The organism is Exiguobacterium sp. s6 (assembly GCF_018618155.1).
Taxonomy (GTDB): Bacteria; Bacillota; Bacilli; order Exiguobacteriales; family Exiguobacteriaceae; genus Exiguobacterium; species Exiguobacterium mexicanum_A.
This window is the reverse complement of record NZ_JACSLN010000001.1, coordinates 917,410-940,808: the sequence shown is the minus strand read 5'-3', so window position 1 is coordinate 940,808 and position 23,399 is coordinate 917,410. Positions and strand designations below refer to the sequence as shown.

The following is a 23,399-nucleotide window of genomic DNA, read 5'->3' as shown; positions in this document are numbered from 1 at the left end:
TCACGGGACCAATAAATAACCTTCCATGCTTTCTAACGTCTTCTCCCCGAATCCTTTGACGTTGCCAATCTCTTCGTATGACTTGAACGGCCCATGTTGTTTCAAATGATTGAGAATCGCCTCGGCTTTGGCCGGGCCGATGCCCGGTACGGTCATCAGTTCGTCCTTCGTCGCACTGTTGACATGGACCCCGTTCGTCCCCCCGCTCGCTTCTTCAGCGGCCGGCACAACGACCGTCTCTCCTTTTTTCGGGACGCTCACTTTCGTCCCATCGACGAGCAATTGGGCCAAGTTCAATTGTTCGGGGTCGGCCTCATCCGTCAAGACAGCGAGTGACAACACGTCACCAACACGCGCACCTTGTGGCATCGTATACATGTCCGGTGTCTCGACCGCCCCGGTCACATAGACGACGATTTCGGTCGGGACGCTCGGCTCGACTTCCGGTTCGGGTGTCGCGACGAACTGTTCGACCATCGGCGTCTCCGGTTCTTTCGAATAAAACATATAGCCCACCCCGATAAACAGTCCGATCAGCAGCACGACGACATATCGTTTCCACTTCTCCATACGTCCCCTCCTCGAGCGAGTCTTTTCTATAGTATGAAGAAACGTTGTCATCTGTGCCGAGGCCGAACTCGTCGTTTTCCACGCGCCTATCGGACGAAGGCATCCGCTTCCTGTACATAGCGAGACGACAAAAAAGAGACAAGCCGAAACTTGTCTCAGTGCTCTTCAAAATGTTGGACTTGGCTCGCGAGTGCCGCGGCTTGCCCTTCTAACTCTTGCATCAAAGCGAAAATCTGATCGAAGCTCGCTTGCTGCTCTTTCATCGAGGCTGCGACTTCTTCGTTCCCCGCTGCAAGTTCCTCGGTGACACCGCTCACTTCTTCAACCCGTTTCAAGACGTTCGTCACTTCTGAACTCGACGCGACCATCTCGCGTTCAATCGTACTGACAAACGAGGCGACGTGGTCCGTGCGGTCATGGATTCGGTTGAACGCCTGCTTCGTCATTCCGAACGCCTCGAGCTGTGCCGTCTGTTCCCGACTCGACTCTTCGACCATGTCCGTCAAGCGGACGACCTCGTCCCGGATTGTCTGGACGACACCAAAGATGGAACGTGTCGCCACGTTGCTCTCCTCGGCCAATTTCTTCACTTCGCTGGCGACGACTGCAAAACCTCGTCCTGCCTCCCCTGCCCGTGCAGCCTCGATGGCCGCATTCAAGGCGAGCAAGTTCGTCTGGGCGGCGACATCTTCCACGAGCTTCGCCATTTTTTCGATTTCTTCTGTTTTCCGGGCGAAATCATCCATCCGGTTGACGAGCGATGCGTTACGTTCGCTCGAACGTGCTAAAATCGCTTCCTGGTCCGTCAACGTCTCGATGCCGGCCGCGACTTCGCGTGTCATCTCAGACGTCTGTTCGGTCGTCTGCTTCGTCTGGTTCAAACTTGTCTCGAACGAGGTCGCCATGATGCCGACCGATTCAAGTGTCTCTTGCAGTTCGGTCGCAATCGACTGGGCCCCGTTCGCCATCTCATCGACCGCATTCGTGATGTTCGATGTCGTACTGACCACGGCCTCGTTCTCAGCAGCCGCCGTCTCTGTCATATCGTTCACTTTCATCGACGTGACACGGATGGAACCGATGACCGTCTGGAGCGACATCGTCATTTCCCGCATCGCTCGTTCTAAGCGTCCGATCTCATCACGTCGCGTCGAATCCGGCAGCGTGATCAATCGTCCGGCCGCGATCGCTTCCGCCGCCTCGACGTTACGTTCGAGCGGGTGGGTGATCGAGCGGGCGAAGAAGAAGTTGTATACACTGAGTGCGACGATGACAAAGACCGTCAACAATACGGACACGAGCAGGAGACGTTTCGTCTCACTCGCCGCCTCGGCTTGTAACGCCTCGTAGAATGTTCCATTTTTCAAGAGGAGCGTATTCACATCGTTCAATACCCCTTCAAGCTTCGCCGCTTGAATCCGGGCGGCGATTCCGCCGGCCTCGGCCGCCTCGACCTCGGCTCCGATTCGCTCATACTTCATCGTCGCACGTTCGAGGTGGTTCGCAAATTCAGGAATAAGATACGTCTGTTTCAATGTCGTAAACGTCTCCGTGTTTGTCGTCCGAATCCGCTCGAGCTGCGTGAGCGTCGATTGGCTCATCTGCTCACCGAGCGAGGTCCAAAGGGACTGCTCCTGCAAGAGCGACGTCTCGAGTTGGGACAACTCAATCATCTGGGTGCCGTACTGCTCGTTATAAGTTTGCAGACGATTCAACGTCGACAAGACATAACTCATCATCAAGACAATCAATAAGACCGTGAACACGGTCGAAAAGATGAACCGTTTCCGTAAGCTCATTTCAGCGTCCCCTCCATCAACTGTTTCTGAAACGACTCGAACCGTTTTGTCTCGTCGTCATCCCATTGGACACGACGAAGAGCGGCCAAACCGACACCGCCTTGATCGATCCCGAGTTCGACGTGAGCGTTGAACGCCTTCGCTTCGACCCGATCCGCGATTTCGACGATGGCCAAATCGACTTGTTTCAACATCGACGTGATGACCGCGTCCGGTGCGATCATCGATTGGTCGCTATCGACGCCAATCGCTTTCACGCCGTTCCGTTCCGCTGCTTCTAAGACACCGACCCCTGTCAGTCCTGCAGCGGCGTACAGCACGTCCGCTCCGGCTTCAATCTGTTTCTCTGCCAACTTACGTCCGATTTCAGGCGAGGCAAAATCGTTGGCGTAATCGACGAGCATCGTTACGTCTTCATTCACGCCTTTTGCACCGAGCTCGAAGCCGGTCCCGAATTTTTGAATCAGCTCGTTGTCGACACCCCCGATGAAACCGATTTTATTCGATTCCGTCTCGAGCCCCGCGACTGCCCCGGCGAGTGCACTGCCTTCCGTCTCTTGGAACGTCACCGAGATGACGTTCGGTAACGTCGATACGGCATCAATCAACGCGAACTGTTGCTCTGGATGTTCGGCCGCCACCGCTTCAAGATCCGTCTGACATGCGAAACCAAGACCGATGATAACATCATGTCCGTCCGCGACGAGCTGTTCGAACCCCGCTTTATATGTCTCCGTCTCGGCAAGCTCGCGATAGTCGACGAACCATTTCCCTGTCTCCCGGAGTTGCCCCATGCCGCGCATCGCCGCGTCGCTGAACGATTGGTCCCCGAGACCAACATCGGACAAGACGACGCCCATCGATTGACGTGTTTCCACGGTTTGTTCCGGTTGGTCGATGACAGACTGACAACCGGGCAACCAAGTCACACATGCGGCCAACAAGCCGATGATGAGTGATTTCTTCATAATAGCTACTTCCTCTCTCTAATGGTCTGACATCTCCCTTATCGTCAGAAACCGATCGAGTTTGAAGTCTTTCCTATCAAATTTAGAGGAATCCGCACGAAACAAAAAAGCCACAGACGATTGTCTGTGGCTCTCGGCTCACTCTTCGGTCGCGGCGAACGTCGATTCGCTCAATTCGCGATTCGCGCTCGGCTGGACGTTGCCTTTCCCGGCAAAATTGTCGAGTAAATCTTTCATGTCGATTCCTGACGACGCTTTGAGCGTCTGTTGGAGCGATGCCATCAAGTCTGTAGCGTAGCCTGTGACTTTGCCGGCACCCCCATCTTTGCCGCTGCCCGTATCGACGACCGTGATCTTGTCGATATTGCCAAGCGGTGCTGCAATCTGTTTCGCGTAGTCCGGAAGCATCTTGACGACCATGTCGAGAATGGCAGCCTGTCCATACTGTTCGAACGCTTCGGCGATTTTTTGTTTCGCTTCGGCTTCGGCGAGACCCGTCAAGCGGATAATCTCGGCTTCGGCTTCCCCTTTGGCCCGTTCCGAGTCCGCTTCGGCCACACCGGCGAGTCGAACGCGTTCGGCGTCAGCTTTCGCTTCCGCTTCGATACGATATTTCTCGGCATCGGCCGAGGCGATTTGACGTGCCTTGTCGGCTTCCGCTGACTGTTCGATCGCATAGCGGTCGGCGTCGGCCTTTTTCTTCACTTCTGAATCGTATTGTTTCTCACGACGCATGATTTCTTTCTCTTCGAGCTCGATTTGCTTTTGACGCTCGATGATTTGGACTTGCATCTGTTGCTCGGTGACTTCTTGTTTGGCGCGGGCTTCTTCAAGTTCATACGCTTGGTCGGCCCGGGCCTTGGCGACGTCTTGCTCACGACGATAGGCGGCGATGCGGAGCTGGTTCTCTTTCTCGGCTTCTGCGATTTCCGAAGCCCGTTCGAGTTCAGCTTTCTTCGCGTCTTTCATCGCTTCTGCTTGTTTGATGCGTGTCTCTTTGTCCGCTTCGGCCGTTGCGATATCAGCATCGCGTTTCACTTGCGCGATTCGTGGTTTCCCGAGTGATTCGAGATAGCCGTTCTTGTCACGAACATCTTTAATCGTGAACGACACGATGACGAGCCCCATTTTCGCCAAGTCTTGTGAGGCGACGCGTTGGACTTCTTGTGAGAACTTATCGCGGTTCTTATAAATCTCTTCAACTGTCATCGAACCGAGGATGGAACGGAGGTGACCTTCGAGCACTTCTTTCGCCTCGTTCTCGCGTTCGATTTTCGGTTTGCCGAGGAACTGCTCGGCCGCCGTGGCGATCTCGCTGATCGAGCCACCGATTTTGATGATGGCCGTACCGTCCGCCATGACCGGTACGCCTTGCTCGGTGTACACTTCCGGCGTCGTCACTTCAAGTTTGCTCGAAAGAAGGCTGAGCGGTTCCGCCTGCTGGAACACCGGCAAGACGAACGTTCCGCCCCCGCGGATAATCTTTACACGGTTGCCCGACGCGTCGCTATGGACGTTCTTTTTCCCTAAGTAACTGCCGGTGACGATGAGCGCCTCATCTGGTCCGACCGTGCGATACTTCAACACGAAGACGAAAATCAAGGCGAGCAAAATCACCCCGACGATAATACTGGCTAATATGGCTGTGCTCATAAGTTAAAACTCCTTTCGGATTGTCGGCTCGTCATATTCCATGACGACCGCAATGTTTCGTTCGACTTCGATGATGATGACCCGTCGATCACTCGGAATCGCTTTGCCGTCCACACTTTGAGCCGTCTTTAAAATCGAACCGATGACCGATTCGACGAGTACTTCCCCGTAACCGCCTTCCGGAACGGGGACGGTCAACCGTCCGACAAGTCCGACGAGCGATTCATCGGTCATCCCGATCGATTCTTCCGCGTTCGATAACGGCAAGAGGACGAATAAGTACAGGAGCGTCGTGAGCGCGAACGATCCGACGAGTGCGACGGCGAGCCCGATCATCGGGGACACATGGGCGAGAGCGTTCAAAATGAGGCCGATGCCCGCACCGAGTGCTAAAAATGACAGGATGACCGCTGGATTGAACCAACCATCGAATAAATCAAACGCATCTGAAAATAACATGTACAAAAATGTACCGAGACCGGCGATGATGAGTACCCACCAATACAGCTGATCTAACGATTCCATTACCACTCCTCCTCGGCGCGACGCTGTCGTTCATAGGAAAGAACACGACGCAAATGTTCGACTTCGAGTGCGAGTGCTTGCTCGATCGTGTCCCATTCGGACAAAGGCCGGGTCGGTTGATCGACCACCTGCCGCACACGTCCTAACGTCTGTTCGAGACGCAAGCGGTCGTAGCGATCGACCGCTTCCGCTCGCTCTTGTCGCAATAGCGATAAAAAATGATCGACTTCCGCTTGCAGCGCAATGATTTGTTCGGTCGCCGCGGCCGACGATTCTTGCATCAGCAGGCGACGCACCCTGACTTGATGGGCGATCAGCTTCGCAATCCTAGCCTCTAGCTCGAGAATATGTTTATAGAGAGATCCCGCCTCATCTTCATCCGTGTCATCGCGCCACCACATCTCCGACTCACCTCACTTCTTTCTTTACTCACTTGTCTATACGTTTAGAGCGAAACTTTGGTTTCAAAATATCTAAAAAAAATGTAAGATTGATTTGCTAGAGTTAGAAAGGAAGTGCTCACGTTGGGCAATCAAGTCATCAAATTGTCGACCGCGGCCCAAGAAGAACTCATCGCGAGTTATCGGGCCCACGCGGTCAATCCACCGCCCCATGCACGATTCAGTGCCAAAACACCTCAGTGTGTGATTACGGTCTACAATTCGGGTAAAGTCATGTTCCAAGGACACGATGCCGACAGCGAGGCCGCAAAATGGGGAACGAGTATAAAAAAAGAACCAAGTGTGCCTAAAACCGTTCTACCGGAAGGCTTTTCGGACTGGTCTGTCATCGGGAGCGATGAAGTCGGAAAAGGAGATTATTTCGGACCGCTCGTCGTCGTCGCCGCCTATGTGCCGAAAGAGAAAATCGCCCTTGTCAAAGAGCTCGGGGTCAAAGACTCAAAACTGTTGTCCGATACAGAGATCGTCCGCATCGCCAAAGATTTACATGTCACCATCACCTATCAGAAAGCGACGCTGCACAATCCGGCGTATAATAAGATGCAACGGACGATGACACAAGGTAAGATGACGGCCATCGCTCATAATGCCGCCTTGTCGGCCTTATTACAGAAGCTCGATGCGACACCGGACGCGATTTTAATCGATCAGTTCGCTGAAAAGAACGTCTACTACAACCATTTGCGATCTGAAAAGGTGGTCGTCAAAGACGACGTCTATTTCTCAACGAAAGCGGAAGGACTGCACGTCGCCGTGGCCGCCGCCTCGATTCTCGCCCGGGCCTTGTTCTTAAAAGAAATGGACAAGTTAAGTGCGACACTCGGGGTCACGTTACCGAAAGGGGCCGGTGCCAAAGTCGATCAAGTCGCTGCCGCGTTGATCATCCGTTACGGTCAAGAACGTTTGAACGAAGTGGCGAAAGTCCACTTTGCCAACACGAAGAAAGCGCTCCGTTTGAGTGAGCTGAAACGATAGTCCTCACTTCGAAGATATGGTATATTAATTTTAGGGTTTAATGAACTTAAAAATTTTTGGAGGATAGCGTTCATGTTGCATTATAAAACGTACACTTTAAGCGACGACCATCCTTGGGTCATCTTCATCCATGGCGCCGGTGGAAGTCTGTCGCATTGGTATCGTCAAATTCGGCCGTTCAAAAAAAAATATAACGTGCTCTTGCTCGATCTCCGTGGACACGGCGGCTCGTACAACGAAGAACAGTCGTTGAACCAACCGCTGAACGCATATACGCTCGACGTCGTCGTCGAAGACGTCGTCGAAGTCATGGATCATTTGAAGATTGAAAAAGGACATATGGTCGGCCTGTCGCTCGGGACAATCGTCATCCAGGCGATGTTCGAGCACCATCCGGAACGAATCGCTTCCGTCGTGCTCGGTGGGGCCATCGTCAAGTTCAACGTCCGCTCGACGTTGTTGATTCGACTTGGCAGTCTCGTGCAGAGCTTCGTGCCGTACATGTGGCTGTATCAGTTGTTCGCGTGGATCTTGTTACCGAAAAAACGTCATAAAAAATCACGGATGATGTTCGTCCGCGACGCGGCCAACCTATGCCAGCGCGAGTTCATCCGCTGGTTCAAGATGACCGAGAATATGAATCCGTTGCTTCGTCACTTCTCATCAATCGAGACGAACGTACCGATTCTCTATATTATGGGTGATGAGGACTACATGTTCCTTGAAGCTGTCGAACGGACCGCGAAACATCAACCGACGGCTCGCGTCCAGGTCGTCTCGGACTCGGGTCACGTCGTCAACGTCGACCAACCCGATCACTTCAATTCGATCTCGATGGCGTTCATCGATCAACAAGTCGGCTCACTCGCCGCCAGCACATCTTAAAGAAAGACGGTCCTGCACGGGGCCGTCTTTCTTTTTGAGCGGTTTTCAATTTTTTTCAAAGAAATTTTCAGAAAATATTGATTATTGAAAAATATCGTGTTACTCTTAGACAAATCTTAACAAACGGAGGAGCTGGCACTGATGAAAACCCATGCACAACACGGCCTACTGATTATTATTCGACTGAGGGACTGAAAATCGACTCGATGACCGAGACGAATTTTTGGGCCCTTGTTTCGATGGTTTCGGACGAGGCGCTCATGGTTTGACCGACGCGCCTATCCAATCTGGATAGGTTTTTTTATTGGAACGATACACATAGAGGAGATGATGGAAGTGAAACAGTACGCAATGGATCGGATGATCAAAATATCAGCAGGAATGGCAAGCGCCGTCCTCGTCACGCTCGGGGTCGGACTCTTGATTGAAACGATTGGGAAGATGGCCGGAATCGAGACACTCGTCTTGATCGGCCAAGTCGCGAAATCGTTGCTCGCCCCGGCACTCGGTGCCGGTGTCGCCTACCAGCTCGGCGGCAATACCCTCGTTTTGTTCAGTGCGATGATTGCGGCAACCGTCGGTGGTGCGGCGCTCCAACCGACCGAGAGCGGGCTCGTGCTCGTACCTGGTCAACCGATCAGTGCTTTAATCGCGGCCGCGGCTGCGGTTTGGCTTGGTAAACGTGTCCTCGGCAAGACGAAGTTCGACATGATGGTCGTCCCGGTCACAGCCGTCCTCGGCGGCGGGATCGTCGGGGGCGGGGCAGCAGCCGTCACGACACCGCTCATCAACTCGATCAGTGCGAGCATCACCGCTTCGGTCAATACATCGCCAATCGCGACATCGCTCGTCATCGCGCTCGTCTTCAGTGTCATGCTCATGTCTCCGGCTTCATCGGCCGCACTCGCCATCGCGCTCCAGCTCGACCCGGTCGCCAGCGCCGCCGCGTTGATTGGATGTACGGCCCAGTTCGTCGGCTTCACCCTTATGGCGTATCGCCAAACGGATCCGGGCGGGTTGGTCGCCTCGTTTTTCGTCACACCGAAAGTGCAGTTCCCGAACGTCGTCAAAAACCCTCGCGTCGTCATGCCACCTTTTATCGCGGCGATGATCAGCGCTCCGATCGCGACGCTCGTCTTCTCGCTCGAGGTCCCCTACGAGATCGCAGGGCTCGGCCTCAACTCGTTGATCGCCCCGCTCAACATCCTTGCCGCGCAAGGAATGGACGCGTTCCTCATCTTCGTCGGAACGGGTGTCGTCCTCCCGGCCGTCATCACGCTCCTGTTGTATAAAGTGACATGCCTCGTCGGTTGGACGAAGTTCGGCGACTTGGCTCTCGAGGTCCAGTAAACTCAAAAAAGGTGTCCACACGTGGTGGACACCTTTTTTAGGTTAGGCGCGAACTTCTGCGCCGTGGGCCGCTTGAACGGCTGCAAGGATTGCTTCATACGACGCCGTCACTTCTTCATCTTGAAGCGTCCGCGTCGGGTCTTGATATTTGAGTGAGAAGGCGATTGATTTTTCATCGTCTCCTACGTTCTCTCCGACATAGACATCGAACAAGGCGAGGTCGATCAAGAGCGGTCCGGCAGCCTGTTTAATCGTTGCTTCGACTTGACCCGCCGGGATATCCCGCTTCAAGACGAGTGCCAAGTCGCGTGAAATCGATGGGAAACGTGGCACGTCTTCGTAGACGAGTTGTGCCGTCTGATGCAACACATCCAAGTCGAGCTCGAATACGTACACTTCTTTCAAACCGTACGTTTCTTTTGACACGCCCGGATGGACTTGTCCGACATAGCCGATGACACGTCCGTCCACGAGGACGTTCGCAGTCCGGCCCGGATGCATATCCGCAATCGTCGCCGCCTCATACGTCGCGTCGATGCGAAGTGCATGCAACAGCGTATCGACGATGCCTTTGGCGACAAAATAGTCGACCGGGACGCGTGTGCCTTGCGAGCGATGGTCGTACCAAAGCCCCGTCAATACACCGGCGACGCGTTCCGTTTCGCGTGGTAACGTCTCGCCTTCTTCCACGTAGACGCGCCCTGTTTCATACAAGCGCACATTCGCTTGTTGGCGTGACGTGTTGTATCGCGCCGCTTCGAGGAGACCTGGGACCAGTGAGGTCCGGAGCACTGAGCGCTCTTCGCTCATCGGCATCGCCAAGTTAACTTTGTCCGAGCCTTCCCCACTGAAGCGTGCGGCGTGTCCGACGCTCGTGAGCGAGTACGTGATCGCTTGCGACAATCCTGTCCCTTGAAGGACACGACGAACTCGGCGACGTAACACGTTCTCTCGTGGGAGGTACCCTTTTGAACGCGACGCCGGGAGTGTCGACGGCAGACTGTCATACCCATAGAGGCGCGCCACTTCTTCCGTGATGTCGGCCGGTAGTTCCAAGTCAGGCCGGCGTGACGGTACGTGGACCGTCAACGTCTCGTCTCCGGTCACGTCGAGACCGAGCCGCTCCAAAATGCGGACGATCGTCGCTTGTTCGAGGTCCATCCCGAGGCGATGGTTGATATAGGCGACCGAGACATCGATCGTCCGGGCCGCTGAAGCTTTGTCCCCAGCGACGACGATGTCGCTGATCGTGCCACCGCTCACTTCGACGATGAGCTCGGCGGCACGGTCGAGGGCCAGTTGCAACCGTGCCGGGTCGACTCCTTTTTCAAAGCGGGCACTCGAATCCGAACGCAATCCGAGCGTACGGCTCGTCTTCCGGACCGATGCCGGTACGAAGTAGGCCGACTCGAGGATGATACTCGACGTCGTCGCATCGACTTCTGTGTTCGCACCGCCCATGACGCCGGCAATGGCGACAGGACGTTCACCGTCCGTGATGACCATCATCGAGGCATCGAGCGTGCGCGTCACGTCATCGAGCGTGACGATTTCTTCGCCGTCATGCGCTTGACGGACAGCAATCGTCGTCCCGAGTTTTGCCGTATCGAACGCATGTAGCGGCTGGCCGAGCTCGAGCATGACATAGTTCGTCACATCGACGACGTTGTTGATCGGCCGGACACCTTCGGCAATCAAGACGTTCTTCAGCCATTGTGGCGAATCTCCGATTGTGACACCATCGACGCGACGTGTCGCGTAGTACGGGCAGTTGTCTGTCTCAAGACGGACACTGACCGCGTTTGGTGCGTCAGTCGTCACATCTGCCGACGGAAGCGTGTAAGGACGCTCGAGAATGGCCGCGACTTCATGGATGATTCCGTATAGGCTCAAGCAATCCGAGCGGTTCGGTGTCAACCCGAGCTCGATCACTTCGTCGTCAAGGTCGAGTAAGCTGATGACGTCCGCACCGACCTCAACCGATTCACGGAACGTATGGATGCCGTCCTGTTCATCTTCACGAATCTGCTTCTTCTCAAAACCGAGTTCCTCGAGGGAGCAAATCATCCCTTGTGACTCGACACCACGCAGTTTCGCTTTCTTAATTTTGAGTCCCGGGAGACGAGCTCCGACCGTCGCCACGATGACGTGCTGTCCGGTCGCGACGTTCGGTGCGCCGCAGACGATTTGCACCGGGCTGTCCGCACCGATATCGACCGTCGTCACGTTCAACTTGTCCGCTTCAGGATGTTTCTCGCACGAGAGGACGCGACCGACGACGAGTCCTGACAATCCTTCAGCGCGGCTGATGACGCTCTCGACTTCGATTCCGTTCTTCGTGATCAAGTCTCCGAGTTCTTGCCCGCTCAAGTCTGATACATCAATATATTGATTCAACCATTTTTTCGATAATAACATATGTGTTCCCCCTTAGAATTGCTCGATGAAACGTAGATCGTTTGTATAGAAGTGACGGATATCGTCTACTCCATGTTTTAACATCGCCATCCGTTCGACGCCGATCCCGAATGCGAATCCAGACATCTTCGTGGCGTCATAGCCAGCCATCTCGAGAACGCGTGGATGGACCATGCCGCCTCCGAGAATCTCGATCCAGCCTGTTCCCTTACAGACGTTGCAGCCTTTGCCGCCGCATTTGAAGCAAGAGATATCAACTTCGACCGACGGTTCCGTGAACGGGAAGAAGCTCGGGCGAAGACGAATTTCACGCGTCTCACCGAACAATTGCTTGACGAACACTTCGAGCGTGCCTTTCAAATCAGCCATCGAGATGTGCTCATCGACGACAAGCCCCTCGATTTGCATGAACTGGTGTGAGTGTGTCGCGTCGTCTTCGTCGCGGCGGTACACTTTCCCCGGGCAGATGATTCGAATCGGTTTCCCGTCGGCTTGGAGCATCGTCCGGGCCTGAACTGGTGACGTGTGTGTCCGGAGAAGCGTCTCATCCGTGATATAGAACGAGTCTTGCATATCACGTGCCGGATGGTCTTTCGGCAAGTTGAGCATCTCAAAGTTGTACAGGTCTGTCTCGACTTCCGGGCCTTCGGCGATTGTATAGCCGAGCCCGACGAACAAGTCTTCCATCTCATCGACGATTTGTTGAAGTAAATGGGTATGGCCCGGCAGCGCCGTCCGACCCGGTAGTGTGACGTCGATTGTCTCAGCCGCGAGTTTCGCTTCAAGTTCGACCGCCTTCACTTCCTCGATCCGCGCCTCTAACGTGTCTTGGATCGTCGTCCGAACCGTGTTGACCAACTCTCCGACGACCGGACGTTCTTCAGGAGACAGTTTTCCCATCCCACGAAGCACCTCGGTCATCGGACCTTTCTTCCCTAAATATTTGATGCGGACATCGTTCAATTCTTTTTGCGACGAAGCCGCCTGAATCTCATGCAATGCCTCTTGCTGTAATTGTTCTAACTGTTCTTTCATCCTTATTTCCTCCTCTACAAAAAAAGTCCCTCCAGTCGATGACTGAAGGGACGAATAATCGCGGTACCACCCTACTTGGCCGAAATCGGCCCACTTGAGAGCATCGATATCGGGATGCTACCCCGGTGTTGTCTCCAACACGACTCGAGAGTGAATTCGGCGCCGACCAAGGCATCGGCTCGCAGTCTCGGCCCATGCTCCCTGTACTCGTTCGGTAGTTCGCGTACTATGCTCTTTCAACGTCTATTCGGTATGTTGTTCGATGTTATAAACCTATCACGATTTTTCAGTGCTGACAAGATTATTGTAATGCGATCCGGTACATGAGGATGCCCGCCGCAACAGCCGCGTTCAATGATTCGGCATCGCCGAGAACCGGGATATGAACGCGCGTGTCACATAAATCAAGTACGTCGTTGTGGACGCCTTGCGCCTCATTGCCGATGACGAGCGCGACTTTGTCCTTGAAGTCAACTTGTTCGTAAGATGTCGCTTTCGCGAGTGCGGTCCCATACACATGGAAGCCTTCGCTCTTCAGTTCTGGTAGCGTCTCGAGCAAATCGACCGAGCGCACGTTCACGTGGAACAACGAACCTTGCGTCGCCCGGACGACCTTGGCGTTGAACGGGTCGACCGTCCCTTTGCCGAGGAGGACCGTGTCAAATCCGGCCGCATCGGCCGTGCGAATCATCGTCCCGAGGTTACCTGGGTCTTGAATCCGATCGAGGACGAGGACGTGCTTCATCTTCCGTTCGACCGGGGCCATCTTGACGACGGCGAACACACCTTGCGTCTTCTCCGTTTCAGATAACAGGTCGGCCACATGGTCCGATAGTTCGAGGACCGGCATCTCATCGAGGCGCCACGATCCTTTCGGAGTATACGATTCCCCCATGATCAGCTGAACGAGTCGTCCGGCCCGAATCGCCTCGTCGACCAAATGCTCGCCTTCGACTAAAAATTGCCCGGACTCTTGTCTGCCTTTTTTCGTCATCAATCGCTTTAAGCGTTTGATCGTCTCACTTTTCGTAGACGTGATTTTCGTCATATTATCCCTCTTTCAACCATTGAACCGTTTCTTGGTCGAGTCGTTTCGTGAGCGCTACGACCAAATCGACGGCTGCTTCATAATCTGCTTTGTGAATGATTGAGACATTCGTATGCAAATAACGGACCGGCACCGTGAGCGCGACGGCCGGCATCCCGACTCCAGACAAATGGAACCGACCTGCGTCTGTCCCGCCGCCCGGCGTCAAATCCAATTGGTACTTGATGTCGTTCTCTTTGGCCACGTCGACAATCAAATCGATGAGGCGTGGGTTCGTGACGGTCGTCGCATCAAAGAAGATGACTTGGACCCCTTCCCCGAGTTTCGACAATCCTTCTGCCGGTGTCATTCCTGGCGTATCTCCAGGAATGCCTGTATCGACGGCGATGGCGACGTCTGGTTTGACCAAGTTGGCGGCCGTGACGGCACCACGCAACCCGACTTCTTCTTGGACCGTCGCTCCTGTGTAGACGACACCTGGTACTTGTTCGTTCTTCAAACGTTTCGCCGCCTCAATCGCGATGGCACAACCGATTCGGTTATCCCATGCTTTCGCCATCAAGAAATCTTCGTTCTTCATGACCGTGAACTCACAATGCGGGACGACCGTATCGCCCGGACGGATGCCCCACTCGGCCACTTGTTCTTTCGACGTTGCACCGATATCAAGGAACATGTCTTTGATCTCAACCGGCTTCTTGCGTGCCTCGACCGGAAGGACGTGAGGTGGTTTGGCACCGATGACGCCTGGGATTTTCTCTCCCGAGCGTGTGACGACGTCCATGCGCTGTGCGAGGAGAACTTGGTTCCACCAGCCGCCGAGTGCTTGGAAGCGGAGGAAACCGCCCTCTTCAACGCGCGTGACCATGAACCCGACTTCGTCCATATGACCGGCAATCATGACACGCGGACCTTCCGCATCGCCCGTCACTCGACCAAACAGACTGCCTAGCCCATCCTGTTCGAACGTTTCGACGTGAGGTTCTAAATACTCACGCATGAGTGAGCGGACTTCACCTTCATTTCCAGGGACACCTGTGGCATCCGTCAAGCGTTTCAACATATGTAATGATTCGTTCATGGGGCATCGCTCCTTCGATTTTTGATTAGTAACCTTGATTTTGTCGCTCATGGTTCTTTTCATTTTTCGCCATATACGCCATCACCATCAACTCTTCATTGATCCCGAGCGTATAGCCAAGTTCGAGATAAGCCGCCATCAGCGTCTCGTACATCGGTTCCGTCTTCGACAAACCAAAGTTCGTCACTTTGCGGAACACGTCTAAAAAAGCGTCAGTCGCGTCAAGATACGAGCTACCTGCCGGGAACGAATCACGTTCATACCCGAGGGCAAGTCCGAGCGACAATAAGAAATGAATGCCGTCGACATACTCTTCTAAGATCACGTCTTGAGGCGACGGGCCCTTCGTTGACCAAAATTTAAAACTACGGGTCTCATTGGCGAGTTCACCAAGCTCGACGAGCAAAGCAAGCAAACGCTCATCAAATTGGTTCCCGGATAATTGATGTTCTTCTTTGATCCGCTCATCTAATTCACGCTGCCGATCAAACAATGTTGTCCAGTTCACCGGTTGCTCCTCCTATTCTCCATTCAAAGCAGTACTAAAATCATTAAAGACCAGCCGACTGCCAAAATCAATACTTGTATTTGAACACGTTTTGGGGCATGAACCGCCTTTTTACGCGTCAAATGAAGTCCGAACAGAGCACCGATCGCACCGCCTGCGTAAGCGTACAAGACGTTGAAATCACCTTCTCCGAGCGTGTAACGTTTCGCCTGCAAATAGGTGTAGACGTTCAAGACGATGAGCGCCAATGCGACGATGGCTAAGACTGATTGATCCATAGGACGTCCTCCTTATCTTAAGTTTAAGGAAAAAATCTGAAAAAAGAAAGCGCCGAGATAAGGTCTCGGCGCTGTCGATTGAACGATTACGCGTTCAATTTTGATTTAGCTGTATCAGCAAGTGACGCGAATGCTTGTGCATCTGTCACAGCAAGCTCAGCAAGCATCTTACGGTTGATGTCGATCCCTGCGAGCTTGAGGCCGTGCATCATACGGCTGTATGAGAGGCCGTTTGTGCGTGCTGCCGCATTGATACGTGTGATCCAAAGACGACGGAAATCACGTTTCTTTTGACGACGGTCACGGTAAGCGTACATGAGTGACTTCATGACTTGTTGTTTTGCTACTTTAAATAGAATGTGTTTCGAGCCAAAATAACCTTTGGCAAGCTTGATTTGCTTTTTACGACGTTGACGAGTCGTATAACCGCCTTTTACGCGTGGCATATGGTTTCCCTCCTAAATTCTTTCTGTATTACTTCGCGATCATGTTGCGAATGCGTTTGAAGTCTCCAGCTGATACGATAGCACCTTTACGGAGCTTACGTTTCGCTTTAGTCGATTTGTTACCAAACAAGTGACTTGTGTAAGCGTGTGAACGCTTGAGTTTACCTGATGCAGTACGTTTGAAACGTTTAGAAGCACCACGGTGCGATTTCATTTTCGGCATGAGTATTTCCTCCCCACTATGACTCGATGATTAATCTTCTTTCTTCGGAGCCAGCACTAAGAACATGCTGCGTCCTTCCATCTTCGGCTTTTGCTCAACTGTTGCCAAGTCGGCACATTCCGCCGCCAATTTTTCCATAACGCGTCGGCCGATTTCCGAGTGTGTGATGGCGCGTCCGCGGAAACGGATCGACGCTTTCACTTTGTTTCCATTTTCAAGGAATTTGCGAGCGTTACGCAATTTCGTTTGGAAATCGTTTTCCTCGATTGTCGGGCTGAGGCGTACTTCTTTCAATTGGATGACTTTTTGGTTTTTACGCGCTTCTTTCTCCTTTTTCTGGAGTTCGAAACGGTATTTCCCATAGTCCATGATTTTAGCGACCGGTGGGTTAGCTTTATCGGCGACCAAGACGAGATCGAGTTCAGCCTCTTCTGCTAAACGTAATGCTTCATTACGCGATTGCACACCGAGTTGTGCACCGTCCGCTCCAATTAAGCGAACTTCACGGGCACGAATGTTTTCGTTGATAAAGAGCTCTTTGCTAATGGTTAGCACCTCCATCGTGCGATTGCACGAGTTTTAGATTGATAAGACAACATGGCAATAAAAAAAGCGTCGGCAGTTTCCCGCCCACACATCATTTCGGAGTCAGCAGAGACCAAGGCTCAACTGCTTCACGTACATGATGGACCTGACCGAAGCTGTTCGGACGAGGTGAGAAGCGGGCGCTTCTGCTTTGTTGTATTTAATCACTATGTCATCTTAACACCAATAGGATTAAGATGTCAAGAATTCGCGCATGAATAATTGGTAGCTCACACTTTTATGATGATAACAGTCATTTCGTTGTTTCGCAATACCTTTTCCGAGGGAATAAAATAAAAAAGGAGGGATGGGCCGTGTCTTGGAGACAGCAAGTGAAAGGTGACCATGATTATCACGACCAAATCAAACACATCGTACAAGAGACGATGCGCCACCATGACGTGAGTGATGCCAAGCTCGAAGCGGTATTGACAGACCTTTTAGAAGAGATGAACCGAATCACGTTGAAGATTGTGGACGACCACGAGTCTGCTCGCGACTATATCCATAAACGATGGTATTGAAAAAGGGCCGAGGCCCTTTTTTCAATACCATTTGTCATGTACTCAAAGCCCGTTCAATTCGTCAACGACTTGAAGAAGTTGCTGAGCGCTTCGAACAAACGGGCGAAGAAGCCTTGGACTTCCTCGGTCTCGAGAAACGCCTGAACGTCTTGACCGGCCCCTTGTAACCCATTGCTGATTGCACCCCAGTCGAGGTTCGCCTGCTGCATGTTCTCGAACAACGTCGTCAATTGCGTCAACTGCGTATCAGACAGTTGGACGTTGTTTTGATTCAACACTTGGATAACGATATCTCGAATCTCGATGTTCGTCTCCGGTGCCTTATTCGCAATTTCCGCTTTGATCTCGTTCATGAGTCCGGCCACGTCCTCTTGCCCGACCGTCTTCCCGATCTCAGAGGTGACCGCGAGCTCTTCTTGCGCCAAGTCTTTTCGTTCCTCGCTCAATTGAATGCCTGTCTCCGCGGCCGTCTGATCATAGGCTTTCATGATGCCCGTCAACGCCGACGTCCCGGTGACGCGAATCGGCGACGTGATATAAATATCGGCATCCGTGACGCCTGCCGTCACGAGAGCATTCGCATACATATCTTCGGTCACCCATGTCACGTTTTCCGTTTTGATATCGAGCCCGGTCCCGTCGGTCAGTTTAATGCGGGCTGATGAATACATCCCCCCGCCGCGCTGCGCCTGAGGGACGGCGTCCCCTAAGTATTTATCTTCATCGGCTGCGGTCGTGATGATCGGCTCAATCCCCGCCGGTGCCTCGACCCGTTCGAGCACCCAGTCCCGTTGGCTCGCCGATAACGACTCTCCGAGTGTGACGATCGTGTCATCGACGATGGCTTCTGCGTTTACTTTTGGAATCATGCTTGTCGCGACGACCGAACCGATCGTCAACGCCACTAATGGTTTCATATAATTCAAGATGAATCACTCCTTTCTTCTACCATACGTGTTTGGTGAAGTCTTCCGCATCCGTCTCAAGACCGAAAAAACGACCACCCTTCCAATGAAGGATGGTCGACATATTAACGTGAACGGTTGGCGATCTCTGCTGTAAGTGACGACAAGAATTCATCGAGCGTGGCCGATACTTGTTCTTGTTGTCCATAGCGACGGATGTTGACTGCACGCTCATCACGTTCTTTATCTCCGAGGACGAGCGTCATCGGAATTTTCTTCATCTGTGCTTCCCGGATCTTATAGCCGAGTTTCTCGTCCCGAAGGTCCGTTTCGACGCGGACACCGCGCTTAACGAGCTCTGCTTTCACTTCCGCGACGTATTCGTCGTGGACGTGTGAGACCGGGATCAATTTGACTTGGACCGGGGCGAGCCATGTCGGGAATGCGCCTTTATATTCTTCAATCAAGTAGGCGACGAAACGTTCCATCGTCGAGACGACCCCACGGTGAAGGACGATCGGGCGATGATCTTTGCCGTCTGGTCCTGTGTACGTCAAATCGAACCGCTCTGGGAGCAAGAAGTCGAGTTGGACCGTCGACAACGTCTCTTCTTTGCCGAGCGCCGTCCGGACTTGGACGTCGAGTTTCGGTCCGTAGAAGGCCGCTTCGCCTTCGGCTTCGAAATATGGGAGACCGAGCTCATCCATCGTCTCTTTCAACTGGCGTTGGGCTGTTTCCCAAATTGCGTCGTTGTCAAAGTATTTCTCTTTGTCGGCCGGATCACGGTACGACAAGCGGAAACGATAGTCTTTAATGCCGAAGTCGGCGTACACTTCTTGAATCAAGTGGACGATATCTTTGAACTCTTGCTTCATCTGTTCCGGTGTGACGAACGTGTGTCCATCGTTCAACACCATGTAACGGACGCGTTGGAGGCCTGTGAGCGCACCTGACATCTCGTAACGGTGCATACCGCCGAGCTCGGCGATACGAAGCGGGAGTTCGCGGTATGAGCGCGGCTCATGTTTATAGATCGTCATGTGGTGCGGACAGTTCATCGGACGAAGGACGAGTTCTTCGTTGTCCATCTCCATTTTCGGGAACATATCGTCTTGATAGTGATCCCAGTGACCAGACGTCTTATACAAGTCGACCGAACCGAGGACCGGTGTGTAGACGTGCTGGTACCCGAGCTCGAGTTCTTTGTCGACGATATAGCGTTCGACCGTCCGACGGATCGAGGCACCTTTCGGAAGCCACATCGGCAAACCTTGGCCGACTTCTTGCGACACGAAGAAGAGATCGAGCTCTTTCCCGAGCTTGCGATGGTCGCGCTCTTTCGCTTCTTCCAATAGACGCAAGTGTTCCGCGAGTTGTTCTTTCGTCGCGAACGCCGTTCCGTAAATGCGTTGGAGCATCTTATTGTCCGAGTCGCCGCGCCAGTATGCCCCGGCCACGCTCATCAACTTGAACACTTTCAACTTCGATGTCGACGGGACGTGCGGCCCACGGCATAAGTCGAAAAATTCGCCTTGATGGTAAATCGTGAGCGTCTCGCTCGCCGGGATATCTTCAATCAATTCGATTTTGAGCGGGTCTCCGAGCGCCTTGTAGCGTTCGAGCGCCTCGTCGCGCGACACGACTTCACGTGTGATGTCCAAGTTCTCGTCGACGATCCGCTTCATCATTTTCTCGATTTCCGGGAGATCTTCTTCGTTGATGCGGCGATCCATCTCGATATCATAATAGAAACCGTTCTCGATCGTCGGTCCGATGCCGAGGTAGATGCTGCCTTCTTCCCCGTATAACCGTTTGATGGCTTGGGCCATCAAGTGGGCTGACGAGTGGCGCATCAAATCGATGCCGTCTTCTGAGTCGGGCATGACGAGCTCGATTTTACCGTCCTGTTCAATCGGACGACGGTAATCGATCATCTCACCATCGATTTTGGCGGCGATTGCTTTTTTTCGGAGTCCTGGACTAATCGAACCTGCTACTTCTTCTGCTGTGATGCCTGCCTCAAACTCTTTGACGGCCCCATCTGGAAATGTCAATTGAATCATGTGTCAACTTCCCCTCTCTACATTTAAAAATAAATAAAAAAAGCCCATCCCTATGAAAGGGACGAGCTTTGATTCTCGTGGTACCACCCTCGTTCCCAAGCGTAACGCTTGGCTCGAACACACGATAACGAGTGTGAATCGCCGCACGATTGGCCCGTACGGTGCTCTGAGGGAGTAAGGCGATCGGCGTGTTTAGGAAGCTCTCACCAGTCTTCCCTCGCTTTGAAACCCGTGACGACGTCTCATGTCCTCTTCGATGCATCGGTTATATGATTATTAGTATAGTCAACTCGTTCAAGAAATACAATCCCTTTACCGACGTCGGTTCTCACCTTTTAATTCGATTTGTGTCGTCGTCGTCGAGATGCGCTGCATGAGCCGCTGGGCTTTCATTTTGTTCTGCGGCGAACCGTCGATCGAGAAGTGCGTCTCGAGCTCTTCACCGCTGAAGTTCGAACTGTAAAGCGTCGGTAAGCGATGCATCATGCGATATTGCAAGATGATCCCGAACAGCTCGTCGCGTACCCACGGACTGATCGCCTCGGCACCGATGTCATCAATCAATAACACCGGCACGTGTTGGAACGACGTCAAAAATGAGTCGAACGAATCGGTCCGGATCTTTCGTTTCGCTTCCGAGACGAATCCCGGGGCGTGGACGAGAATCGTCTCGATGTCCGCCACTTTCAGTTCGTTGGCGATCGCCGCAAGCAAATACGTCTTCCCGACCCCGAAGCTGCCGTGAAGGTATAAACCGTTCACTTTTTGGCGGGTCTTCATGCCTGAGACGAACCGCATCGATTCACGGAGTGCAATTTTACGGGCGTCATCCGACCAGTCGAACGATTCAAAGCTCGCCTCTCGCACTTCTTCCGGCAAGAATAAGCTCTTAAACTTCCGGTCCATCTCTTTTTGGCGCCGTGCTTGACGATGCTTGACCGTCTCTTCATAACGGATCGCGATTTGACCGAGGTCGACATAGAGTACCGGCTGATGGCCCGGGATGACGGCTTGCTCCTCGACGAGCTTCTTGCCGTCCATCTGTTCTGCATATTCACTGAGCTTCGTAAAGCCGACCTCGACCGCCGTCTCGTCTAACTCCGGATGCGCCTTTAAAAAGGCGACGACTTCTGGATGTTCGAGGGTGCGCCGGCGAATCGATTCGTACGCTTCCCGCACTTCTTTCCGGTTCATCATTTGGGCGAGCGTTTGATTGATGCGTTCCATGTCCCTCATCCTTTCTCTTTCAATTCATTTAACAACTTGACGAGTTCCGCGTCGTCTGGAACCGATGCCTCGAGCTCTTGTTTTCGTTTTTGATCGTACGTCCGTTGCTCTTTCGCCTCGTCCTCGAGCCATTTTGGCATCTCGGTCTTGTCTTTGCGTCTCGAGCCGACGGTCGTCCGCTGTTGCACGTTCTCCCGCTTTTGCTGTTTCTTCTCGATGAGCGCGTCTTGCGTCGCTTCTTGTTCCAAGGCGTCTTTGGCGTTCAAATAGCCTGCCGTCTTCCAACTCGTCGCGATCCGCATGACGTAGTTCTCACTGAGCCGGGTCTGCTTCTTCACTTCGATACAGTAATAGAACAACGCGTTGATGACACTTGGCGCGAGTCCAAGCGTATCGACGAGGTCGATGATGAGTTGCTCGTCGCTCTTCGACAGTTGTGGCGTCTTCCGTAACGTCGACACGTACTGATGCGGATGCGCTTCTTCCATGACAGTCACGTCATGCAAATCACCGATTTCTGCCTTCTCCGTCTCATCCGACTTCACTTTCCGATGGCGCGTCTGTTTTTTCTTCAACTGCAACACCATCTGACGGCAGCCGTCGCGCTTCTCTTGCTCGCTGAGCGGTAGATACGCCTCGTGGACGAAGTACTCCTTCAACATCTCGGCCATCGTCTCTTCATCGATTTGGGAGACGTAGGCAAGCTTCGTGATCGTCTCATCGAGCTTCTTCGTGAAGAAGCCGACGGGAAAGTTCGTCAACTTTTTGACGATTTCCATATCGAACGTATAGTTGATCTCGATTTTGGCGCGGTCAGGTTTCTCGTAGTTCTTTTGTGTGAACGCCATATGATTGACCCCTTTGACGTCGAACACTTCATTAAAGTCTTTCGTCACTTCAATGATTCCGGCCGGCAATGGATCGATCGTGAATCGACCTTGTAACTGTTTAAAGCGGACTTCCCCGACTTTATAGAAGAGGAAACTCGACAACAGCCCGTCATTCAAGAACGTATGGGGTGCGAGTGGGACCCGCAGTTGATACACGTACTGGGTCAAGCGCTCGTCTTTCGTCTTATACGTCCGGACGAGACCGATCGCTTCGAGCCGGAACAGACAGTCTGTCAGCTCGTTGATCGAGTAATCGAGCATCTCACAAAGCGCGCTATGTGACATATAGTTCGATTTCATTTTCCCGGGCTTCAGCTCGCTCCAAAGCGTCTGATACATCGCGAGCGCCTTCACTCCGATGACCGGCTGATATAAATGGTACAGCGACTGATACGACTCGCGATCGATGAGTCCGGTGCTCATGATCAACAGTTCGTCAGTTCCGTACAGGATTCGTTCTTTTTCCATGGTAGGTCTCCCTTGAAAAAAGGCGACCAGCAGGCCGCCCGTTTAGTTGGTCGATTTTTCTTGCTTCATTAAATCTTCTAGTTCTTTAAAGAACACAGAGATATCTTTGAACTGGCGATAGACGGACGCGAAGCGGACGTATGCCACTTCGTCGACCCGCGCGAGCTCGTTCATGACGAGCTCCCCAACCTGTTCACTCGGAATCTCGGACTGGCCGAGGGCGCGTAACTGTTGTTCGACTTTCGTGACCACACCTTCAAGTTGCTCCAGCGTGACCGGACGTTTCTCGCACGCCCGAATAATCCCGCGAAGCACTTTCTCACGGCTGAACTCTTCCCGATTCCCGTCTTTTTTGACGATGATGAGCGGTGTCTGTTCGACCGTTTCAAACGTGGTAAAGCGATAGCCGCACTCCTCGCATTCGCGACGGCGACGAATCGAATAGAAATCTTGTACTGGCCGGGAGTCGAGCACTCTCGTTCCATTATGATCGCATTTAGGACAACGCATGCTC

Annotated in this window: 24 protein-coding genes; 4 read left to right on the top strand and 20 right to left on the bottom strand. The window is 53.0% G+C overall.

Annotated features, from left to right (window positions below):
* The 6 genes from KNP75_RS04835 to KNP75_RS04810 form a co-directional block, all read right to left on the bottom strand.
* Positions 1-570 carry a helix-hairpin-helix domain-containing protein gene (locus KNP75_RS04835; RefSeq protein WP_215189962.1) on the bottom strand — a complete coding sequence of 190 codons (570 nt, stop codon included), beginning with the start codon at positions 568-570 and terminating at the stop codon, positions 1-3.
* A 155-nt stretch (positions 571-725) separates the two neighbouring features.
* On the bottom strand, positions 726-2,369 hold the full coding sequence (locus KNP75_RS04830; protein ID WP_214712729.1) for a methyl-accepting chemotaxis protein: 1,644 nt from the start codon (positions 2,367-2,369) through the stop codon (positions 726-728).
* Positions 2,366-3,337 carry a BMP family lipoprotein gene (locus KNP75_RS04825; protein WP_215189961.1) on the bottom strand — a complete coding sequence of 324 codons (972 nt, stop codon included), beginning with the start codon at positions 3,335-3,337 and terminating at the stop codon, positions 2,366-2,368. The genes KNP75_RS04830 and KNP75_RS04825 overlap by 4 nt, the downstream gene beginning before the upstream one ends.
* 138 nt (positions 3,338-3,475) lie before the next feature.
* The gene (locus KNP75_RS04820) at positions 3,476-4,990 is read right to left on the bottom strand and encodes a flotillin lipid rafts scaffold protein FloT (RefSeq protein ID WP_034778170.1); all 1,515 of its coding nucleotides are present in this window, start codon (positions 4,988-4,990) and stop codon (positions 3,476-3,478) included.
* 3 nt (positions 4,991-4,993) lie between these two features.
* Positions 4,994-5,515: an NfeD family protein gene (locus KNP75_RS04815; protein WP_034778172.1), complete on the bottom strand. Its 522-nt coding sequence runs from the start codon at positions 5,513-5,515 to the stop codon at positions 4,994-4,996.
* Positions 5,515-5,916 (bottom strand): hypothetical protein, encoded by a 402-nt coding sequence (locus KNP75_RS04810; RefSeq protein WP_034778175.1) that lies wholly within the window; start codon positions 5,914-5,916, stop codon positions 5,515-5,517. The genes KNP75_RS04815 and KNP75_RS04810 overlap by 1 nt, the downstream gene beginning before the upstream one ends.
* Before the next feature lie 123 nt (positions 5,917-6,039).
* Here KNP75_RS04810 and rnhC point away from each other — a divergent pair, with 123 nt between their 5' ends.
* From rnhC to KNP75_RS04795, 3 genes are all read left to right on the top strand, one after another.
* Positions 6,040-6,951: a ribonuclease HIII gene (gene rnhC / locus KNP75_RS04805; RefSeq protein WP_215189960.1), complete on the top strand. Its 912-nt coding sequence runs from the start codon at positions 6,040-6,042 to the stop codon at positions 6,949-6,951.
* A gap of 72 nt (positions 6,952-7,023) precedes the next feature.
* Entirely contained in the window at positions 7,024-7,836 is an 813-nt protein-coding gene (locus KNP75_RS04800) for an alpha/beta fold hydrolase (RefSeq protein WP_138859206.1), read from the top strand.
* 327 nt (positions 7,837-8,163) lie between these two features.
* Positions 8,164-9,186 (top strand): PTS sugar transporter subunit IIC, encoded by a 1,023-nt coding sequence (locus KNP75_RS04795; RefSeq protein WP_215189959.1) that lies wholly within the window; start codon positions 8,164-8,166, stop codon positions 9,184-9,186.
* A gap of 42 nt (positions 9,187-9,228) precedes the next feature.
* On the opposite strand, the gene pheT is transcribed toward KNP75_RS04795, so the two are convergent.
* The 9 genes from pheT to infC all read right to left on the bottom strand — a co-directional run bounded on the left by pheT (position 9,229) and on the right by infC (position 16,784).
* Positions 9,229-11,604 carry a phenylalanine--tRNA ligase subunit beta gene (gene pheT / locus KNP75_RS04790; RefSeq protein WP_215189958.1) on the bottom strand — a complete coding sequence of 792 codons (2,376 nt, stop codon included), beginning with the start codon at positions 11,602-11,604 and terminating at the stop codon, positions 9,229-9,231.
* A gap of 12 nt (positions 11,605-11,616) precedes the next feature.
* Entirely contained in the window at positions 11,617-12,639 is a 1,023-nt protein-coding gene (gene pheS / locus KNP75_RS04785) for a phenylalanine--tRNA ligase subunit alpha (RefSeq protein WP_034778187.1), read from the bottom strand.
* A 301-nt stretch (positions 12,640-12,940) separates the two neighbouring features.
* A complete protein-coding gene (locus tag KNP75_RS04780; RefSeq protein ID WP_034778188.1) occupies positions 12,941-13,687 on the bottom strand; it encodes a TrmH family RNA methyltransferase in 747 nt (248 codons plus the stop codon).
* A 1-nt stretch (position 13,688) separates the two neighbouring features.
* A complete protein-coding gene (locus tag KNP75_RS04775) occupies positions 13,689-14,768 on the bottom strand; it encodes a M42 family metallopeptidase (protein WP_034778191.1) in 1,080 nt (359 codons plus the stop codon).
* Between the two features lie 25 nt (positions 14,769-14,793).
* Complete coding sequence (locus KNP75_RS04770) at positions 14,794-15,276, bottom strand: dUTP diphosphatase (protein WP_029595195.1); 483 nt, start codon at positions 15,274-15,276, stop codon at positions 14,794-14,796.
* A gap of 23 nt (positions 15,277-15,299) precedes the next feature.
* Positions 15,300-15,554: a hypothetical protein gene (locus KNP75_RS04765; RefSeq protein WP_034778195.1), complete on the bottom strand. Its 255-nt coding sequence runs from the start codon at positions 15,552-15,554 to the stop codon at positions 15,300-15,302.
* 86 nt (positions 15,555-15,640) lie between these two features.
* Positions 15,641-16,000 (bottom strand): 50S ribosomal protein L20, encoded by a 360-nt coding sequence (gene rplT, locus KNP75_RS04760; protein ID WP_021065642.1) that lies wholly within the window; start codon positions 15,998-16,000, stop codon positions 15,641-15,643.
* 28 nt (positions 16,001-16,028) lie between these two features.
* The gene (gene rpmI, locus KNP75_RS04755) at positions 16,029-16,223 is read right to left on the bottom strand and encodes a 50S ribosomal protein L35 (RefSeq protein ID WP_021065641.1); all 195 of its coding nucleotides are present in this window, start codon (positions 16,221-16,223) and stop codon (positions 16,029-16,031) included.
* A 30-nt stretch (positions 16,224-16,253) separates the two neighbouring features.
* Positions 16,254-16,784, bottom strand: coding sequence for a translation initiation factor IF-3 (gene infC / locus KNP75_RS04750; RefSeq protein ID WP_021065640.1), 531 nt, complete (start codon positions 16,782-16,784; stop codon positions 16,254-16,256).
* A gap of 338 nt (positions 16,785-17,122) precedes the next feature.
* Here infC and KNP75_RS04745 point away from each other — a divergent pair, with 338 nt between their 5' ends.
* Positions 17,123-17,332, top strand: coding sequence for a hypothetical protein (locus KNP75_RS04745; RefSeq protein ID WP_034778198.1), 210 nt, complete (start codon positions 17,123-17,125; stop codon positions 17,330-17,332).
* Positions 17,333-17,385: 53 nt separating this feature from the next.
* Here KNP75_RS04745 and KNP75_RS04740 read toward each other — a convergent pair whose 3' ends face one another.
* The 5 genes from KNP75_RS04740 to nrdR form a co-directional block, all read right to left on the bottom strand.
* Positions 17,386-18,249 (bottom strand): DUF1002 domain-containing protein, encoded by an 864-nt coding sequence (locus KNP75_RS04740; protein WP_034779979.1) that lies wholly within the window; start codon positions 18,247-18,249, stop codon positions 17,386-17,388.
* 113 nt (positions 18,250-18,362) lie between these two features.
* A complete protein-coding gene (gene thrS, locus KNP75_RS04735; protein WP_215189957.1) occupies positions 18,363-20,300 on the bottom strand; it encodes a threonine--tRNA ligase in 1,938 nt (645 codons plus the stop codon).
* Between the two features lie 312 nt (positions 20,301-20,612).
* Positions 20,613-21,527, bottom strand: a complete 915-nt coding sequence (gene dnaI / locus KNP75_RS04730) for a primosomal protein DnaI (RefSeq protein WP_021065636.1) — start codon at positions 21,525-21,527, stop codon at positions 20,613-20,615.
* Positions 21,528-21,532: 5 nt separating this feature from the next.
* Positions 21,533-22,885, bottom strand: coding sequence for a DnaD domain protein (locus KNP75_RS04725; RefSeq protein WP_034778203.1), 1,353 nt, complete (start codon positions 22,883-22,885; stop codon positions 21,533-21,535).
* Positions 22,886-22,927: 42 nt separating this feature from the next.
* Entirely contained in the window at positions 22,928-23,395 is a 468-nt protein-coding gene (nrdR, locus tag KNP75_RS04720) for a transcriptional regulator NrdR (protein WP_021065634.1), read from the bottom strand.
* Positions 23,396-23,399 lie beyond the last annotated feature (4 nt).

Coding starts and splice junctions, on each gene's coding strand:
- KNP75_RS04835 (WP_215189962.1), bottom strand. CDS start 570: ATGGAGAAGTGGAAACGATATGTCGTCGTGCTGCTGATCGGACTGTTT.
- KNP75_RS04830 (WP_214712729.1), bottom strand. CDS start 2,369: ATGAGCTTACGGAAACGGTTCATCTTTTCGACCGTGTTCACGGTCTTA.
- KNP75_RS04825 (WP_215189961.1), bottom strand. CDS start 3,337: ATGAAGAAATCACTCATCATCGGCTTGTTGGCCGCATGTGTGACTTGG.
- KNP75_RS04820 (WP_034778170.1), bottom strand. CDS start 4,990: ATGAGCACAGCCATATTAGCCAGTATTATCGTCGGGGTGATTTTGCTC.
- KNP75_RS04815 (WP_034778172.1), bottom strand. CDS start 5,515: ATGGAATCGTTAGATCAGCTGTATTGGTGGGTACTCATCATCGCCGGT.
- KNP75_RS04810 (WP_034778175.1), bottom strand. CDS start 5,916: ATGTGGTGGCGCGATGACACGGATGAAGATGAGGCGGGATCTCTCTAT.
- KNP75_RS04800 (WP_138859206.1), top strand. CDS start 7,024: ATGTTGCATTATAAAACGTACACTTTAAGCGACGACCATCCTTGGGTC.
- KNP75_RS04795 (WP_215189959.1), top strand. CDS start 8,164: ATGATGGAAGTGAAACAGTACGCAATGGATCGGATGATCAAAATATCA.
- pheT (WP_215189958.1), bottom strand. CDS start 11,604: ATGTTATTATCGAAAAAATGGTTGAATCAATATATTGATGTATCAGAC.
- pheS (WP_034778187.1), bottom strand. CDS start 12,639: ATGAAAGAACAGTTAGAACAATTACAGCAAGAGGCATTGCATGAGATT.
- KNP75_RS04780 (WP_034778188.1), bottom strand. CDS start 13,687: ATGACGAAAATCACGTCTACGAAAAGTGAGACGATCAAACGCTTAAAG.
- KNP75_RS04775 (WP_034778191.1), bottom strand. CDS start 14,768: ATGAACGAATCATTACATATGTTGAAACGCTTGACGGATGCCACAGGT.
- KNP75_RS04765 (WP_034778195.1), bottom strand. CDS start 15,554: ATGGATCAATCAGTCTTAGCCATCGTCGCATTGGCGCTCATCGTCTTG.
- rplT (WP_021065642.1), bottom strand. CDS start 16,000: ATGCCACGCGTAAAAGGCGGTTATACGACTCGTCAACGTCGTAAAAAG.
- rpmI (WP_021065641.1), bottom strand. CDS start 16,223: ATGCCGAAAATGAAATCGCACCGTGGTGCTTCTAAACGTTTCAAACGT.
- infC (WP_021065640.1), bottom strand. CDS start 16,784: ATGGAGGTGCTAACCATTAGCAAAGAGCTCTTTATCAACGAAAACATT.
- KNP75_RS04740 (WP_034779979.1), bottom strand. CDS start 18,249: ATGAAACCATTAGTGGCGTTGACGATCGGTTCGGTCGTCGCGACAAGC.
- thrS (WP_215189957.1), bottom strand. CDS start 20,300: ATGATTCAATTGACATTTCCAGATGGGGCCGTCAAAGAGTTTGAGGCA.
- dnaI (WP_021065636.1), bottom strand. CDS start 21,527: ATGGAACGCATCAATCAAACGCTCGCCCAAATGATGAACCGGAAAGAA.
- KNP75_RS04725 (WP_034778203.1), bottom strand. CDS start 22,885: ATGGAAAAAGAACGAATCCTGTACGGAACTGACGAACTGTTGATCATG.
- nrdR (WP_021065634.1), bottom strand. CDS start 23,395: ATGCGTTGTCCTAAATGCGATCATAATGGAACGAGAGTGCTCGACTCC.